The 16,011-nt window shown below is 65.6% G+C and carries 12 protein-coding genes and 3 tRNA genes; 10 read left to right on the top strand and 5 right to left on the bottom strand.

Annotation, left to right across the window (positions count from 1 at the left end):
• The first annotated feature begins 13 nt into the window (after window positions 1-13).
• From QFZ30_RS18165 to QFZ30_RS18150, 4 genes are all read left to right on the top strand, one after another.
• The gene (locus tag QFZ30_RS18165) at window positions 14-2,719 is read left to right on the top strand and encodes a PEP/pyruvate-binding domain-containing protein (RefSeq protein ID WP_307080352.1); all 2,706 of its coding nucleotides are present in this window, start codon (window positions 14-16) and stop codon (window positions 2,717-2,719) included.
• Window positions 2,720-2,806: 87 nt separating this feature from the next.
• Window positions 2,807-3,973, top strand: a complete 1,167-nt coding sequence (locus tag QFZ30_RS18160) for a LolA family protein (RefSeq protein ID WP_307078596.1) — start codon at window positions 2,807-2,809, stop codon at window positions 3,971-3,973.
• A gap of 38 nt (window positions 3,974-4,011) precedes the next feature.
• Window positions 4,012-5,004, top strand: a complete 993-nt coding sequence (locus QFZ30_RS18155) for an ABC transporter ATP-binding protein (RefSeq protein WP_307078593.1) — start codon at window positions 4,012-4,014, stop codon at window positions 5,002-5,004.
• A gap of 55 nt (window positions 5,005-5,059) precedes the next feature.
• The gene (locus tag QFZ30_RS18150) at window positions 5,060-5,893 is read left to right on the top strand and encodes an ABC transporter permease (protein ID WP_307080350.1); all 834 of its coding nucleotides are present in this window, start codon (window positions 5,060-5,062) and stop codon (window positions 5,891-5,893) included.
• A gap of 13 nt (window positions 5,894-5,906) precedes the next feature.
• On the opposite strand, the gene QFZ30_RS18145 is transcribed toward QFZ30_RS18150, so the two are convergent.
• The 5 genes from QFZ30_RS18145 to QFZ30_RS18125 form a co-directional block, all read right to left on the bottom strand.
• Window positions 5,907-7,382: a C40 family peptidase gene (locus QFZ30_RS18145; protein ID WP_307078591.1), complete on the bottom strand. Its 1,476-nt coding sequence runs from the start codon at window positions 7,380-7,382 to the stop codon at window positions 5,907-5,909.
• Between the two features lie 210 nt (window positions 7,383-7,592).
• A complete protein-coding gene (locus tag QFZ30_RS18140) occupies window positions 7,593-8,513 on the bottom strand; it encodes a cation diffusion facilitator family transporter (protein WP_307078589.1) in 921 nt (306 codons plus the stop codon).
• 41 nt (window positions 8,514-8,554) lie between these two features.
• A complete protein-coding gene (locus QFZ30_RS18135) occupies window positions 8,555-8,983 on the bottom strand; it encodes a metallopeptidase family protein (protein ID WP_307078588.1) in 429 nt (142 codons plus the stop codon).
• A gap of 27 nt (window positions 8,984-9,010) precedes the next feature.
• Window positions 9,011-9,979 carry a DMT family transporter gene (locus QFZ30_RS18130; protein WP_307078586.1) on the bottom strand — a complete coding sequence of 323 codons (969 nt, stop codon included), beginning with the start codon at window positions 9,977-9,979 and terminating at the stop codon, window positions 9,011-9,013.
• A 112-nt stretch (window positions 9,980-10,091) separates the two neighbouring features.
• The gene (locus QFZ30_RS18125) at window positions 10,092-11,138 is read right to left on the bottom strand and encodes a PHP domain-containing protein (protein ID WP_307078584.1); all 1,047 of its coding nucleotides are present in this window, start codon (window positions 11,136-11,138) and stop codon (window positions 10,092-10,094) included.
• 167 nt (window positions 11,139-11,305) lie between these two features.
• Between QFZ30_RS18125 and QFZ30_RS18120 the strand changes: the two genes are divergently transcribed.
• From QFZ30_RS18120 to QFZ30_RS18095, 6 genes are all read left to right on the top strand, one after another.
• A tRNA-Glu gene (locus tag QFZ30_RS18120) sits at window positions 11,306-11,378 on the top strand.
• A 92-nt stretch (window positions 11,379-11,470) separates the two neighbouring features.
• Window positions 11,471-11,544, top strand: a tRNA-Asp gene (locus QFZ30_RS18115).
• Between the two features lie 48 nt (window positions 11,545-11,592).
• A tRNA-Phe gene (locus QFZ30_RS18110) sits at window positions 11,593-11,668 on the top strand.
• Window positions 11,669-12,076: 408 nt separating this feature from the next.
• Window positions 12,077-13,141 (top strand): LacI family DNA-binding transcriptional regulator, encoded by a 1,065-nt coding sequence (locus QFZ30_RS18105; protein WP_307078582.1) that lies wholly within the window; start codon window positions 12,077-12,079, stop codon window positions 13,139-13,141.
• Window positions 13,142-13,220: 79 nt separating this feature from the next.
• Window positions 13,221-14,894, top strand: coding sequence for an ABC transporter substrate-binding protein (locus QFZ30_RS18100; RefSeq protein WP_307078581.1), 1,674 nt, complete (start codon window positions 13,221-13,223; stop codon window positions 14,892-14,894).
• Between the two features lie 139 nt (window positions 14,895-15,033).
• A complete protein-coding gene (locus tag QFZ30_RS18095; protein ID WP_307078579.1) occupies window positions 15,034-16,011 on the top strand; it encodes an ABC transporter permease in 978 nt (325 codons plus the stop codon).

Below are 16,011 nucleotides of genomic sequence, written 5' to 3'. Positions count from 1 at the left end.
GATTGATTCCGCCATGGTTCCGCTGGTTGGCGGCAAGGCCGCCAACCTTGGCGAGCTGGTGACCGCCGGATTGCCCGTGCCTGGCGGCTTTTGCGTGACCACGGACGCCTATCGCCTGGCAACCCAATCAGACTCCCGCTCAGTGGCTGAAAGCCTCGGCACGGTGCACCTTGCGCTGAAGGCCACCGCCGTCGATCAGCTGCCCGAGCTGGCAGCGCTGGCCGGCAGGGCACGGGACATCATCCGCGCGGCGGACATCCCGCCGGAAATCGCAGCAGCGGTGACGGAAGCCTGCGTTGGGCTGGGGCAGGATGTCCCGGTGGCCGTGAGATCCTCGGCAACCGCCGAGGATCTTCCCTTCGCCAGCTTCGCCGGGCAGCAGGACACCTATCTCAACGTGGTGGGCACGGCCGCTGTCCTGGAGGCCATGAGGAACTGCTGGGCGTCCCTCTGGACTGACCGGGCGGTAAGTTACCGGGCAAGCCGGGGGATCGACCCCGGAACCGTGGCGCTCGCCGTCGTGGTCCAACGGATGGTGGACGCCGCCGTGGCCGGCGTCATGTTCACCGCCAATCCAGTCACCGGCCGCAGGCAAGAGGCTGTCATCGACGCCAGTCCGGGGCTGGGTGAGGCAGTGGTTTCCGGTGCCGTCAATCCGGATCACTTTGAGGTGGACCTTGTCACAGGACGGATCCGGGAGCGGCGGCTCGGGGACAAACGGGTGACGGTCCGGCCGCTGCCCGGAGGCGGAACCGAAAGTGTGGCAATGCCCGACGCCGGAGCCACCGCCTGCCTGACAGATGGCCAGGCCGCTGAACTGGCTGCCCTTGGCCGGCTTGTCGAGCGGCATTTCGGTTCGCCACAGGACACGGAATGGGCCATCGACCGCGACGGCCGGCTGTGGCTGACGCAGTCACGCCCCATCACTACCCTGTACCCCGTGCCGGAGCGGGCTTCCACAGGATCCGGTCCGCGGGTGTATCTGTGCTTCAGCCTCGCCCAGGGCCTCACCCGCCCCATGACACCGATGGGCCTGGCAGCCTTCCGGCTCATTGCCTCCTCCGTGGCCAAGGCAGCCGGTTTCGACGTCCCGGAGCCACGCCACGGGCCGCCACCCTATGCCGAGGCAGGCCAACGCATCTACTTCGATCTGACCACCGTGGCCCGCAGCACCATCGGTCGGCGGATCGTCCCCCGCGTTTTTGACGTGATGGAAGCCCGCTCGGCCGCGGTGCTGCGCCGGGTCTTCGAGGACCCCAGATTCTCCGTGACCCGCAGGACGCCGTTTGGCCTGCTGCGGCACGTGGTTCCCGCGGCGGTCCATGCCCGTGCTCCGGAAACACTGATCCGTGCCCTGTTCAGGCCGGAGGCGGCGCTGCGCCGGCTGAACCGCTTCACCCGGGAGTTCGGCAACGCCCTCGAACTGCCCTCAGGCGCGGCCCCGGCGGAACGCCTCGATCACGCTGAGCGTATCCTGGGCGGCCGCCTCTTTTCGATTGTGCCTGCCATCCTGCCCATCCCGGCATTGGGATTCGCCACCCTGGCGCTGGCGGGAAAACTGCTGGGCGGCAGCCACAGCCGCTGGGGCGACCTTCAGCAGGTGCTCCGCGGGCTGCCCAACAACGTGACCACCGAGATGGACCTGGAACTGTGGCGGCTGGCCACAGTGATCAAGGACGACGGTGAATCTTCCAGGGCGGTGAAAGACCAGGAGCCCGCCGCCCTGGCGGCGCAGTTCAGCGCCGGGCAGCTTCCCGCAGTGCTTCAGGCCGGGCTGACACGGTTCATGGACAGGTACGGGCACCGGGCGGTGGCAGAGATCGATGTGGGCATGCCCCGCTGGTCCGATGATCCCACCCACATCCTCGGCGTCCTGGCCAACTACCTCCGGCTGGAGGACCCCACGCTGGCTCCGGACGTGCAGTTCGGCAACGCCGCAGTGGAAGCGGAAGCCCAGGTGGCGCGCCTCGTGGCGGAGGCGCGGAGCCGCGGCCGCCTCCGCGGTGCCTTGGTGCGGGCGGCATTGCGGCGGTGCCGGCTCTTTGCCGGGCTGCGGGAACTGCCCAAATACCAGCTTGTGGTGGGGCTCGCCGAGGTGCGGAAACAGGTGCGCCAGGTGGGGGCGGCGCTGGCCGGCGCGGGCACCATTGATCACGAGGACGACGTCTTCTTCCTGGATTTCGGGGAAGCCAGGCAAGGGCTTGGCCAAGGATCCGGCGGCACCGCAAGAGGCAGCACCGCGGCTGGCCGCAATGACCTGCGGAACCTCGTGAAGCAGCGGCGGGAAGCCTACGCCCTGGAGCTTGAACGGCGCCATGTGCCCCGACTGCTGCTTTCCGACGGCACCGAACCGGAGGCGCTGCAATCCACCAGCGGAACGGCGACGGCGACGGCGGCAGCACCGGGAGCGCTTGCCGGCAGCCCGGCGTCCGCCGGTACCGTGACGGCGCCCGCCCGCGTCATCCTGGATCCGGTGGATGCCCGTCTGGAACCGGGCGAGATCCTGGTGGCGCCTTCCACGGATCCCGGCTGGACTCCGCTTTTCCTCACAGCCGGTGGCTTGGTGATGGAAATGGGAGGCCCGAATTCCCACGGGGCGGTAGTGGCCCGGGAGTATGGCATCCCTGCGGTGGTGGGCGTCCCCGACGCTACCTTGCGGCTTTCCACGGGCCAGAGAATCACGGTCGACGGCGGTGCCGGAACCGTAGTGCCCGGGTAACCACTGTGCCCTCCCATAGAGGGGTGTGGACGGCCGCCGGCAGGCGTAATCTGAATCTATGGTCGCCAACGACGGAGTGGGGCTGGCATGAGCCGTGCCTGGCTGCGGTGGATACCCGCAGCAGCTGTACCTGCTGTGATTGCCGCCGGTGTGCTGGCGGGGTCCATACCGGTGTGGGCCGGTGATCCCCTTCCTGAAAAGACTCCTGCGCAGGTCCTCTCTTTTTGGACCGAGCACAGGACACAGTCGTTCTCCGGAACCCTGGAACAGACCTCAGAACTTGGCCTGCCTGAACTCCCGGCCACAGGACCCACATCCGGACCGGCATCCGCGGGAGGGGCCGCCTCTATCGCCGAACTCCTGACCGGCCAGCACACTGCCCGCGTGTTCATGGACGGGGCGGCTAAGGTGCGCATCCAGCTGGTGGACCGCCTGGCTGAACGTGACGTCATCCGGCGGGACAGCGACCTCTGGTTCTATTCGTCCAAGGACAACACCGCCGCCCACCTCACGCTGCCGGCGATCGCCCGCGACCTGCCACTTTCCCAGCCGGTAACGCCGGCGCACCCCACTCCGGAAGCTCTTGCCAGCCGGCTGCTGGCCGCGATGGACAGCTCCACTCACGTGATGGTGGGGCCGGACGTTGAAGTGGCCGGGCGGACGGCCTACAACCTGGTGCTGGAACCTCGGACACAGGGGACACTCGTGGGACGCGTAGCTATCGCGGTGGACGGCCAGACGGGCCTGCCGCTCCGGGTGGGCGTGACAGCCAGGGGCCAGGCAGAACCAGCCTTCCAGGTGGGTTTCACCAGTCTGTCCCTTGAGGCGCCGGACGACTCGCTGTTCAGCTTCTTTCCCCCGCCGGGCGCCACCGTCAAAGAACTGCAGGTGCCCCCGGTCCCGCATCAGCCTGTCATACCAGGATCCCCAGGGATGATCACCCCCGACCAGTTCCCAGGCGACTCGTACCAGGACCGGCCAGCCGTGCCCCAGCCAACCACCAAGAAGCCATCGGTGACAGGCACAGGCTGGGAAACGGTCATCGGTATCCCGGCAGCGGCCGGGCAGGGAACCCGGTTGAGTGATTCCATGTTGAGGGATCCGCTCCTGGGCCAGGCCGCCGTCGTCGTTCCCGGTGGGCGTCTGCTGTCCACCGCGCTGGTCAACGTCCTGTTTACCGACGACGGACGCATCTACCTGGGGATGGTTCCGGCGGAGCGGCTGCAGGCCGCCGCCAGCGCAGTGGCCCCGTGAGCGCGCCTGGCCGGGAGGCTGCTTCGGCTGCGGTTCGAATGGCTGCTGCTGGAACCGGCGTATCCGGAAACGGGACGTCCAGGCTGACCATTGAGACGAACGGCCTGAGCAAACGGTTTGGCCATCAGCTGGCCGTGGACGGCATAGACCTGGCCGTGCCGCAGGGTTCAGTCTTCGGGTTCCTGGGCCCCAATGGCTCCGGAAAGACCACCACAATCCGTATGTTGCTGGGCCTCGCCGCGGCCTCCGCCGGCACAGTCAACGTCCTGGGGCTGGAGATGCCGCAGCGGCTGGATGAGGTCCTGCCCCGGGTGGGGGCACTCGTGGAGGGTCCGGCGTTTTATCCGTTCCTCTCGGGCGCAGCCAACCTGCACAGGCTGGATGCCGCCAGCCGGCATGCGGCGCCTGCTACCCGCAAGGCGCGGGTTAAGAGTGCCCTGGAGCGGGTTGGCCTGGCGCATGCTGCCGGTAAACGGGTCCACGCATATTCGTTGGGCATGAAGCAGCGGCTGGGGATCGCCAATGCCCTGCTCTCGCCGCGCGAGCTGCTGGTGCTGGATGAGCCCACCAACGGGCTTGATCCGCAGGGCACCCGGGAGGTGCGGAGTCTGGTCCGTTCGCTGGCCGCCGACGGCGCCACGGTGTTCGTCTCCAGCCATTTGCTGGCCGAAGTGGAGCAGATCTGCACACACGCGGCCATCATGAGTGTTGGCCGCCTGGTTGCGCAAGGCACCCTGTCGGAACTGCGCCAGGCCGGCCAAGCGCGGATCCGCCTGTTAACCCCCGACGCCGGGACGGCCTTCGACGTCCTGGTGCAGTTGGGCATGACTCCGGTGGCCGGCACCCCGGCTCCGGCAGGTGACGTGGTGACCGCCGTCGCAGCCGGTCCCAAGGAGGCCGCCGCGCCGGAGGAAATTGTGGCCCGGCTGGTGGAGGCAGGGGTCCGGGTTCGCGGCTTTTCGGTTGAGCGGGAGAGCCTCGAGGACCGCTTTGTAGCCTTGACGGGGGAGGGGTTCGACGTTGCCCAGTAGCGTGCCACACAGCAGCGTGCCTGTCAGTGTCCCCGGCCGCCGCCGCAACGGTGCGGTGGCGCAGACTGTCGTAGCATCGAGCCGATCCCTTCTGGCGTCCGAACTGAAGGTCCTGTTCCAGCGTCGACGGACGTGGGCCATGCTGCTGGCACTGGCCGCGATACCGGTGCTGATCGCCGTCGCCGTCCGTCTTTCGTCGACTGTCCAGCCAGGAAGGGGACCTGCCTTCCTGGACCGGATCACGCAGAACGGACTTTTCGTAGCGTTCACGGCAATGCTGGTTTCCGTTCCGTTGTTCCTGCCTCTCACCATCGGAGTGGTTGCCGGTGACACGATTGCGGGCGAGGCGAGCCTGGGTACCCTGCGGTATCTGCTGGTCGCTCCGGCCGGGCGGGTGCGGCTGCTGCTGGTCAAATACGCCGGTGCCCTTGCTTTCTGTGTGGCGGCGCCAGTCACGGTGGCGCTCGCCGGGACAGCTATCGGAGCGTTGCTGTTTCCCATCGGACCGGTGACGCTGCTGTCCGGGGATGTGGTCCAGCCGCCTGAAGCAGCGGTCCGGCTGGCCCTGATCGCAGGTTACCTCTCGGTATCGCTTGCGGGGCTCTCAGCGATTGGCCTTTTCCTGTCCACGTTGACTGTGGTGCCGGTGGGAGCAATGGCGGCCACGGTGGTGGTGTCCGTGGTTTCGCAGGTCCTGGACCAGTTGCCGCAGCTGGAGTGGCTGCACCCCTGGCTGTTCAGCCACTACTGGTTGGGCTTTGGGGACATCCTGCGCCAGCCAATGCTGTGGGATTCCTTTGCCGACAACGCTCTGCTGCAGGCAGGCTACGTAGCAGTGTTCGGCGCGCTCGCATACGGAAGGTTCGTGACCAAGGACGTCCTGTCCTGAGTGCGGCCTGCTGCTAGTAGCGGGCAGCGTAGGGGTACAGCTGCATTCCGGCCATCCGGCTCAGCTGGGTTACCGCGATTCCTTCATCCGGGTTTAGCGACTGGACCACCTGGCCGTTCCCCAGGTAGATCGCCACATGGTAGAAGTTCGGGGCCGAGCCCCACACAAGCAGGTCGCCCCGTTGTGCCTGTGAGAGGGGCACGTGTACGGGGGCGGAGGCATACTGCTGCGCAGCCGTACGCGCCAGGCGTTTGCCCGCGGCGGCGAACGCGGTCTGCACGAGTCCGGAGCAGTCAAAACCGTACTGGCCGGTGCCGCCCCACTGGTAGAAGTACGGCGCCCCCACCTTGGCCATGGCCACGGAGATGGCGGTCTCGTTGGATCCTCGCGGCGAAGGGCGCGGCGAAGGGCCCGGCGAAGGCACCGGTGCAACCGGGGCGGGGGCAGGCGCCGGCGCGACTGGTGCCGGAGCAACGGGGCCAGGCGCCGGGGCGGCCGGAGCCGGAGCGGCCGGAGCCGCCGGTGCGGGAGCCGCCGGTGCCGGAGCAGCGGGTGCCGGTGCAGCGGGTGCCGGTGCCGGAGCCGGGGTGAGGGCTGCCGGATTTCCCGCGGCGGGATCGGCCGTCTGTCCAACTGCAGCCCGTCCAGCCGCAGCCGGTTGTGCCGCGGGGACCTGGTCTGCAGCTGCCATCAGGGCAGTCAGCCTGGCCTCCTCGCGCTGCCGGTCCAGGGCCTCAACACGCGCTGATTCCAGGGCGACCGTGGTGTTCCTCAGCTGAGCCAACTGGTCCACCAGGACGGTCCTTTGCGCCTTGGCATCGGCCACGGCCTTGACCTGGGCCGCATTGGCCTGTTCGGCCTCCTCCTGGCGGGCTTCGGCGTTCCTTGCCGCATCATCTGCGGCCCGGTTGGCGTCCTGGGCCGCAGCTGTCAGCGACTGGGCGGCGGCAGCGGCTGTCCCGGCCGATTCGAAAGCGCGGCTGCGGCTGGCTGAAATGGCTTCCAGGGTGGCAGCCTGCTGGAGGACTTCGCCGCCACTGACGAATGTGCTCAGTGCCGGGTTCATTCCGCCGTTGCGGTACAGATCGCCGGCCAGCTGGCCGATCTGCTTGCGGGTCTTGTCCTGCTCCTGCTCGGCCGCCTTCGCTTTCGCCGTGGCAGTTTCAGCGGTCGCCTGCCGCTCCTGCAGCTCAACCAGGGCGTCGCCGTAGGAGTTGTTCGCCTGGAGCGCCAGCGCAAATGTGGCCTGCTGGGCGGTGGAAGCATCCGCCAGGATGCGTTCGATGGCGGTGACCTGGTCCGCCGTCGCGCTCTCACTGGTTTTCGCGGAGGCGATGTCCTCGGGAGACGGAATTTCCGGCGAGGCCGGGCGCTGGATGCTGGGCGCCTGGGGTATTGGGGCCGCGTGGGCGGGCAGTGCAAGTGTTCCGAAGAGTACGACGGCGGTGCACAGTACGGCGGCCTTCCGGCCTGATCCGGTCAAACCCATTCGCAGAACCTCGCAGCTTACTAAGGCTGGGGAGCGAGGTTTGCGACACGAAGATGCCCCTCTGCTGATCACCCAGCAGTCCGAGGCTACGTGACCCCCTGCGCTTTGGCAACACTGGTCACATCAATAACATAAACAACAGAAGAGTGGTTGTGGCTCATTGGCCCCGGCGTGTCGGCAAATGGCAGTGACAGACCTGACTGCCCGCGACTAGGCGTGCTGGTGCGACTCGTGCTCCGAGTGACTGGCAGGCTCCAGCTGGAACGTGCAGTGCTCGGTGTCGAAGTGTGAACCAAGGCAGGCGCCGAGCTTGTCCAGGACCTGGTCCGCCCCCCGAGCGTTAAGCACCCCGTCCTCCACCACCACATGCGCGGAAAAGACCGGCACCCCGGAGGTAATGGTCCAGATGTGGATGTCGTGCACGTCCACCACGCCGTCAACGGAGAGGATGTGCTCGCGGATCATCTGCACCTCCACCCCCTTGGGGCTTGCCTCAAGCAGGACATCCACCACATCGCGCAGCAGGCTCCACGCCCGCGGCAGGATCATCAGGGCAATCAGCACGGAGGCGATGGTATCCGCAGCCTGGTATCCCGTGGTGATGATGACCACGGCCGCCACGATGACCGCGAGCGAGCCCAGCAGGTCTCCCAGCACCTCAAGGTAGGCGCCGCGGACGTTCAGACTGTCCTGGTGTGCGCCCCGGAGGATCAGCAGGGACACCAGGTTGGCCACCGCACCCAGGATGGCAGCAAACAGCATGATGTCCGTGTGAACCTCTGGGGCGGAACCGATGCGCCGGATGGCTTCCGTGAAGATGACCACCGAGATCACGATGAGGATCAGCGCATTGGCCAGCGTAGCGAGGACCTCTGCGCGTTGGTACCCATAGGTCCGCTGGTCGCTCGCCGGCCGGCCCGCGATCCACGCCGCCAGGAGCGCTATGGTCACGCCCGCGGCGTCGGAGAGCATGTGGCCCGCGTCGGCAAGCAGGGCCAGCGAACCTGAGAGAGCTGCACCCACAACCTGGACAAGGACCACGGCCAGGGTGATGGCCAGGACGGCGATGAGCCGCTTGCGGTGCCGGCCTGTTGCCGTGATTCCATGCGTGTGGCTGTGGTCGTGTCCCATGCCTACAAGGCTAGTCCCCGGGCAGGCCAATCACCGGGCAGCTAGTCCCAGCCGAGCTCGTGCAGCCGTTCGTCGTCAATGCCGAAGTGGTGGGCGACCTCGTGGATGACGGTCACGGCCACCTCCTGGATGACGTCCTCGCGGGAATCGCAGATCTCGAGGATGGGCTGGCGGAAGATGGTGATGCGGTCCGGAAGCGATCCTGCGTCCCACCAGGAATCCCGTTCGGTCAGCGGTACGCCCTCGTAGAGTCCCAGCAGGACGGTGTCCGGGTCGTCTCCGGGCCTGGGCACATAGTCGTCTTCGATGAATACCGCCACGTTGTCCATGGCGCTGGCAATCTTGGCGGGAATCGTGTTCAGGGCGTCGCTGACGGCCGTTTCGAACTCGTCATCGGACATCTCAAACGGCGGCGGCCCCTGTGGGCCATCCGGGATGATGGGAAGTCCGGGCGGCAGGTTGGCGGGCATATCCCGACTCTATCGGGAAGCACACGCCTATGACCCCCGGGCCACGCGGGATCTCCGACGGGTCAGGCCCACGCCCACCAGGCAGACTGCGCCTCCTATGAGCCCCAAGACCGTGGGAATCTCGCTCAGGATGAGCCAGGAGATCAGGATGGTGGTGCCGGGCACCAGATAGGTGGTGGCGGCCAGCTTGCCGGCATCGATCAGGGACAACGCGTAGGCCCACGTTGTGAAGGCGACGGCCGTGGGGAAGACTCCCAAGTACAAGAGACCCAGCGTGGCCGGCAACGGGGCGGACTGCAGTTCGGACACGAGTTGCCCCGTGAACGGCAGGCAGCAGACGGCGCCTACCATGATCCCGAACCATGTGGCCTGGCCTGCCGGGAATTTCCGCAGCACCGGCTTCTGGATGATGACGCTGACGGCGGCGAGCACGGCGGCGAGGAGGCAGAGCAGCACGCCCGCAGCATCCGCCGTCGGACTTTCCCCGGAACCCGAAGCGGATCCGACGGCGATCAGCGCCACCCCGCCGAAGGCCACAAGGCTGCCGATGATAAGCCAGCGAGGGAAGCCCTCTTTGAGGAAGAGGCCGGCCATAACGGCGATGAGGATGGGGGAGACATTGATCAGCATGGCGCTGGTTCCGGCGTCCAGCAGGTGCTCCGCGGCGTTTAGTGCCACGTTATAGCCGCCGAACCACATCACGCCGTACGCCAGGATGGGCCACCATTCCCGCCCTTGCGGCAACGTCCTGCTTTTCTGCAGTTGCGGCAGCACCACAGCACCCAGTACGACGGCGGCAACCGCCAGCCTGCCGAGCGTCAGGGAGCCGGGGGAGAACGTGGGGCCGATGGCCCGGATCCCCACAAACGCGGACGCCCAGAGCACCACAGTGACCACAACGGCAGCAATGCCGAGTGCATTGATGGGCTTGGGATCCTGCGTGCGTCCAGGGATGTGGACAGCAGATCCTGCAGGGCGGCTGTTGGTGGTTGCCATGCTGCCAATCTAGCGCCACCCCCCTGATGATGGCTGGCGGAAATCGGCCACGTCTAGTCGAGTTTCTGCCAAAGACAGCAGAAGTGCAGCTGGAACCGACGGCGCGGCCCGGTCAGCTTCCGGCCGACCACTCCAAAAGCTTCTCCAGGGGCCAGGTGGTGATGATGCGCTCGGTGGGAACGTGGTTCAGGGCTGCCCGTTCCGCCCCGTAGTGGAGGAAGTCCAGCTGACCCGGCGCGTGGGCGTCGCTGTCGATCGAGAACACGCAGCCGGCGTCGAGGGCCAGTTGGATCAGGTCGTCGGGCGGGTCCTGCCGCTCCGGGCGTGAGTTGATTTCCACCGCCACATTGTGTTCGGCGCAGGCGGCAAACACCTCCTTGGCATCGAATTCCGACGGCGGACGGGTGCCACGCGATCCCTCCACCAGGCGGCCTGTGCAGTGGCCCAGTACATTGGTGTGGGGATCCCGGATGCCCTTGAGCATGCGCTCGGTCATGGTGGTCCGGTCCGAGCGCAGCTTGGAATGGACGCTTGCCACCACGATGTCCAGCCGGGCCAGCAGTTCCGGCTCCTGGTCGAGCTCCCCGGACTCCAGGATGTCCACTTCAATCCCGCTCAGGAGCCGGAAGCCGTTGCCGTTCGTCTTGCCGCCCCCGCGTGGACTCTCCGCGTTGAAGGCCGCCACAACGTCAAGCTGTTCAGCCAGTCGCTCCGCGCTCAGCCCGTTGGCGATTTTCAGGTTGGGCGAATGGTCTGTCAACGCCAGGTACTCGCGGCCCAGCAGCCGTGCAGCGTCGGCCATCAGCGGGATGGGGGAGCCGCCGTCGGACCAATCGCTGTGGCTGTGAAGGTCGCCGCGGAGTGCGGCATGGAGCTCTCCGCCGGCGCCGCCGGCGAGTGGTTCGGCATTGCGCTGGCGCAGGTCCTCAAGGTATTCGGGCACCGCGCCTTCCACCGCCTGGCGGATCACCTGGTAGGTCCTGTCCCCGATGCCCTTCATGCTTTTGAGCCTGCCGTCCCGGGCCCGCGCCTCAACTTCGCCAGGTTCCAGGCGTCCGATAATTTCAGCAGCTTTCCTGAACGCCTGCACCTTGAAGGTGGCGGCGCGGCCGCGTTCCAGCCAGAAAGCAATCTCATTGAGCGCGTCAACGGCATCCATCTGTCCATTTTCGTCGCTTCTGTGCACCTTGGTCCTGCGTACGGGGCCGATTTTGGATAATTCCTGCAGAGGCCCTATAGTTTTAGAGTCCAGTTCGGAGGAACAGCAAAGGACAAAGACTGAAGGCGTCGGCCCGAAGCCTTTTCTTTTGTTCCGAACGGGTTCTGGCCCCCATCGTCTAGCGGCCTAGGACACCGCCCTTTCACGGCGGCGGCACGGGTTCGAATCCCGTTGGGGGTACGCAAGGAGCTGGTCAGGCCGGATGGAAAAGTCTGGTAGGCTGGAAGCCTTGAAAAAAAGCGGTAGCGATACTGCGGAAGCAATAAAAGCAAGGCCCTGTAGCGCAGTTGGTTAGCGCGCCGCCCTGTCACGGCGGAGGTCGCGGGTTCAAGTCCCGTCAGGGTCGCTCTGATTGCCAGAAGAAATTCCGGCTGTCATGGTGACTAGTCACCTAGGCTCTGTAGCTCAGTTGGTAGAGCGTTCGACTGAAAATCGAAAGGTCACCGGATCGACGCCGGTCGGAGCCACCACTGGGAAGCATCAGTTCTTCGGAACTGGTGCTTTTCTTCTTTAACCACCGACCCCTTGTTTACATTGCCCCGTGACAGGCCGATCTGTTCGCCACAGCGGTGCCGCCCAAGCCTGACGTTCGCTGTCGACGCGCAAACGGTCCCGCGACACGCGAATACCTCCACGACGTGCGAATTCGGGTGTCGCCAGGCCATTTCCGTGTCCGCGGGAAATCTGCGCGTCCTCAAGTAGTCCGCGCGGGCGCTTGCCACAAGGGGAGCACTGAGGCCCGTGGAAAGTTTTTCAAATTGCCCGTTGACACGGCAGAGGTAACGCGCGTAACCTAAATCACAGGCAAAAGTAACGCGCGTTACTAACTACTACCACTGGCCCTTTCGGTCAGCAGGGCGAGGAATTCGGAGCATTCAATGGCGAACACCCCATCGGCGGCCGCGGCCCCGGCACAGCGCGGCGTGACCATGGCCGATGTGGCCAAGCATGCGGGAGTCTCACGCACCGCCGTCTCGTTCGTGCTGAGCAACCGCGAAAACGCCAGCATTTCTGAGGAAACGCGCACCCGCATCAACGACGCCGTGAAGGCATTGGGTTACCGCCCGAACGCCGGGGCACGCGCACTGGCTTCCCAGCGCAGTGATTGGTACGGACTCGTCACCGAGATCGTGACGGCCCCGTTCGCGGTGGACATCATCAAGGGCGCCCAGGACCAGGCCTGGCTGGACCGAAGGTTTCTGCTCATCGCCCCCTCAGACCAGGCCGATGCCGTGGGGCCGAACCAGGGTTTGGAAGATGCCGCCGTTGAAAAGCTGCTGGAACAAAGAGTGGAGGGGCTTCTCTACGCGGCTACCTTCCACCGCGGCGTGCACGTTCCGAAAAGCGCCAATGAGGTGCCCACTGTTCTGATCAACTGCTTCGACGCGGACGGGAAGCTGCCCTCGATTGTCCCTGACGAGCGCTCCGGCGGCCGGGTCGCCGTCGAGCGCTTGCTCCAGGCAGGCCACTCCAGAATCGGAGTCATCAATCTGGACCCCAACATCCCCGCAGCCGTCGGGCGTTTGGAGGGTGCACGCGAAGCACTCGCGAACGTCGGGCTGGAACTGGATCCGGATTTGGTGGTGTCCGGATATGCGACGGCGGATGGGGGCTACGAGGCAGCCTGCGAAATCCTGGACCGTTATCCGAAAGATCAAAGGCCAACTGCCCTGTTCTGCCTCAACGACCGGATGGCTATGGGCGCGTATGACGCCATCAAGGAGCGCGGACTCGCCATCCCCCAAGACATCGCCGTGATCGGCTTCGACAACCAGGAACTCATTGCGGCCTACCTCAGGCCAAAACTGACCACGGTTGCGTTGCCCTTCGAGGAGATGGGTGCGCTGGGTGTCCAGACACTCGCAAGCCTTACAGCAGGACAGCCGATCACCGCACATCAGCAAATGGTCGACTGTCCGCTGCTAGAACGCTCTTCGGTCTGACCGCGAAATCAAGTTCCGAAGAGCTAACCCTTACCCACCCCTTCACCTTGCTGATGAAGATAGGAAAGAGATACCCATCATGACACAACTCCGATACCTGAGGTCTGCCCGCATTGCAGCGGCCGGACTGGCTGTGGGCGCAATGCTGCTGACTGGCTGCGCCGCCACCGTCAACAAGTCCGCCGGCACCGACGCCGGAGCGAACGCGAACGCCTTCCTGACCATTCCGCGTGAGGACATGGGTACGTTCGTGCAGAACTTCAACCCGTTCGCGCCCAATGTGAACCCGATGGTCCAGCAGTCGATCTATGAATCCCTGCTGATCTTCAACCCGGCCAAGGGAGACACCGTGCCGTGGCTCGCCACGGAGTGGAAGGCCGCCGAAGACGGCAAGTCCGTCACCTTCACCTTGCGCGACGGCGTGAAGTGGTCCGATGGTCAGCCGCTGGTGGCCGACGACGTGGCCTACACCTTCGAACTGCAGAAGAAGATTAAGGGCGGTTTCGAGTACCTGGAGACGGTGACCGCCGAAGGAAACAAGGTCACGTTCAACTTCAACAAGCCATGGTCGCCGGCCCTTTACGAGGTCGGACAGCTCAGCATCCTGCCGAAGCACATTTGGTCCGCGCTTGCCGACCCGGAGAAGGACGCCAATGCGAAGCCGGTCGGTACCGGCCCGTACACCGAGGTGGACAGCTTCCAGGCCCAGTCCTACGTGCTGAAGAAGAACCCCAACTACTGGCAGCCGGAAAAGCAGAAGATCCCCGGTATCAAGATGCTGGCCTTTGCGGGGAACGATGGCGCCAACCTCGCCGCCGCTAACGGCGACGTGGACTGGGCTCCGCAGTACATTCCGAACATTGAAAAGACGTTCGTCTCAAAGGACAAGGAACACCGTCAGTACTGGTTCCCGGCCACGGGTTCCATGATCAACTGGCAGCTCAACACCACCAAGGCCCCCTTCAACGACGTCGACGTCCGCAAGGCGCTGAGCATGGCTGTTGACCGTGATCAGGTGACCAAGATCGGCATGAGCGGCTACGCCAAGCCCGCCGACTGCACGGGACTCTCCGGCAACTACGAAACCTGGAAGAACAACGAGGTCAAGGACAGCTGCACCTGGACCAAGCTTGATGTGCAGGCGGCAAACGACCTCCTGGACAAGGCCGGCTACCCCAAGGGTACTGACGGCAAGCGCACGCTCAAGGACGGCAAGCCGTTTGAGTTCAGGATCTCCGTGGGCGCGACGTCGTCCGACTGGCTCTCCGTTGCCAACGTGATCTCGCAGAACCTCGCCGAAGTTGGCGTGACGGTCAAGGTGGACTCACCGGACTGGGCTGCCGTGGTGGCTGGCTATGGGACCGGCGACTTTGACTCCGGCATTGTGTGGAGTGCCAACGACCCCAGCCCCTATAAGTACTTCAGCACGTCCATGGGCACAGCGACCGTGAAGCCGGTGGGCACCAAGACGTTCGACAACTACCACCGCTTCGGAGACACCAAGGCTGACGCGTTGCTGGCCGAGTTCGCGGCCGAGTCCGACGAGTCCAAGCAGAAGGACATCGCCAACAAGCTGCAGGAAGAGTACAACGACGCCGCTCCGCTGGTCCCGCTTTTCTCCAGCCCGGAATGGGGTGCCTACAACGACACCCGCTTCACCGGCTGGCCCACCCAGGACAACCCGTACGCAACCCTCTCGGTCCGTGCACCCACCACCGTCCTGGTGCTGACCACGCTGGAACCGCGCAAGTAGCCGCCCCCAGTGGGCTGGTCGCCGGCATCCCCGGCGACCAGCCCTGAACTGCACGCCCGGCGGCGCCTCGCCTCATCGAGGGACAACCCTGCCGGGCGTGCCCCCAAACGTTCCACAATTCCCGAAATGGAGGGAAACCGTGCACTTCATCCTTCGCCGCCTGGGCTTCTACCTCATCGCCTTCTGGGCATCCATCACCCTGAACTTCCTGCTCCCGCGCTTCATGCCCGGGGACCCCGTCTCCCGCATGCTCGCCCGCTCCCAGGACAGAATGCAGCCCGAGCAGATCGAGGCGCTGCGCAAGCTGCTCGGCGTGGATGACCGGCCCCTCTGGGAGCAATACATCGGCTACATGCACAACGTCCTCACGGGCCAGATGGGCATCTCGATCTCCCGTTTCCCCACGCCGGTCACCGAGGTCATCTCGTCCCAGATCGGCTGGACTCTCCTGCTGGGCGGGACCGCGCTGGTGATTGCCGCCGTCGTGGGCAACCTGCTCGGCATCCTGGCAGCCTGGCGACGCGGCGGAGCCATTGATTCGGCGCTGCCGCCGGTGCTGGTGTTCATCGGTTCCTTCCCGTACTTCTGGCTCGCGATGGGTGCGCTGTACCTGTTCGGAGTAGTGCTGGGCTGGTTCCCCATCCGCCACGCGTTCACCGACGGCCTGGAGCCCGCGTTCACGTGGGAGTTCATCGGCGACGTCGGCGCGCACCTTGTATTGCCGGCGTTGACGATTGTGCTGGTATCCATTGGCGGCTGGATGTTGGGCATGCGGAACACCATGATCGCCACGAACTCGGAGGATTACATCACCATGGCCGAGGCCAAGGGTCTCCGGCCGGGCCGCATCATGCTCCGCTATGCGGCAAGGAACGCCATGCTCCCGTCGGTCACGAGCTTCGGCATGGGGCTGGGCTTCGTGGTGGGTGGTGCGCTGCTCACCGAGGTGGTGTTCGCGTACCCCGGCGTCGGCTACCAACTCCTCAACGCCGTCCAAGGCCTCGACTACCCGCTTATGCAGGGCCTGTTCCTGACCATCACCGGCGCCGTGCTGCTGGCGAACTTCCTGGTGGACATCCTCTACGTCCGCCTCGACCCGCGCGTGCGCAGCAACTGA

The organism is Arthrobacter pascens, assembly GCF_030815585.1.
Classification (GTDB): domain Bacteria; phylum Actinomycetota; class Actinomycetes; order Actinomycetales; family Micrococcaceae; genus Arthrobacter; species Arthrobacter pascens_A.
Note: the sequence above shows the minus strand (reverse complement) of the source record. Positions and strands in the feature narration are given on the sequence as shown.